Source organism: Pigmentiphaga daeguensis, from assembly GCF_039523035.1.
Taxonomy (GTDB): domain Bacteria; phylum Pseudomonadota; class Gammaproteobacteria; order Burkholderiales; family Burkholderiaceae_B; genus Pigmentiphaga; species Pigmentiphaga daeguensis.
Genome location: NZ_BAAAEN010000085.1, coordinates 1 through 780 on the forward strand (window position 1 = coordinate 1; position 780 = coordinate 780).

Annotated in this window: 3 protein-coding genes; 1 reads left to right on the plus strand and 2 read right to left on the minus strand. The window is 62.9% G+C overall.

The window, feature by feature from the left end:
- Positions 1-13 precede the first annotated feature (13 nt).
- Positions 14-217 carry a hypothetical protein gene (locus tag ABD104_RS30240; protein WP_343928893.1) on the minus strand — a complete coding sequence of 68 codons (204 nt, stop codon included), beginning with the start codon at positions 215-217 and terminating at the stop codon, positions 14-16.
- On the minus strand, positions 217-519 hold the full coding sequence (locus tag ABD104_RS30245) for a CII family transcriptional regulator (RefSeq protein WP_343928894.1): 303 nt from the start codon (positions 517-519) through the stop codon (positions 217-219). The genes ABD104_RS30240 and ABD104_RS30245 overlap by 1 nt, the downstream gene beginning before the upstream one ends.
- A gap of 83 nt (positions 520-602) precedes the next feature.
- Between ABD104_RS30245 and ABD104_RS30250 the strand changes: the two genes are divergently transcribed.
- The gene (locus tag ABD104_RS30250) at positions 603-755 is read left to right on the plus strand and encodes a hypothetical protein (RefSeq protein ID WP_343928895.1); all 153 of its coding nucleotides are present in this window, start codon (positions 603-605) and stop codon (positions 753-755) included.
- The last annotated feature ends 25 nt before the right edge of the window (positions 756-780 follow it).

The following is a 780-nucleotide window of genomic DNA, read 5'->3' on the forward strand; positions in this document are numbered from 1 at the left end:
GGGGCGAACATAGTCAATTCGACCTCCCATACGCAAACGCCTTCCGAATCGCATGAAACCGCGCCTCAGCATCCGGATTCGTATCCAGCTCGGCCCGACTCTTGATCCCGCACCGCCGGCACAACGCATCGCGGGCGGCCTGTTCGGTGTCGGCGCCCAGGTAGGCGCGGAATCTCGGGTTCTGGCCCATCAGGGCCGCGGTGGTGGATGTGCGCATCACGCCCTCTCGATCCTGACCTGCAGGTACTTGTAGGCCATGCGCTCGAGGGCCTGCAGGTCATCTTTGCTGACCACGACGGCATCGATCGGGGCGAGCTGGTAGCCCAGGGCCGCGAGCAGGTTGCAAGCGTCGTCCAGGTCCTGCACGGACCGACTGACGGTGCTCGGTGAAACGCCCAGCAATTCGGCCGCACGGGCCTGGGTGACCACTGCAATGCGCTGGCCGATCTCGGCGCGCAGCCGTGCACCGGTCTTGCGGGTGCTTTCAATCTGGGCCGGGGATACTTCTTCCGTGCTCATGACGAACATCCATGTGTGTGAACCGATGGGATACGTAGACCCCACAACTTCCGGCCCTGCCGGTGCGAGTGAATACTTCGCTGATGACCGAAACCGAACGACTGCTGGCCGAGGCCAGAGAGACATGCCTGCGCGTGCATGGCACGGCGCCCGACGAGTTGGTACTTGCTCTCTTCGAGAGGCTTTGCACCGAACAGGATCTGGCGCAGGGGTATGCGGGAGAAGCGCTGCATTAGGCTTTTCCCTGAATAGGCGAGGGTT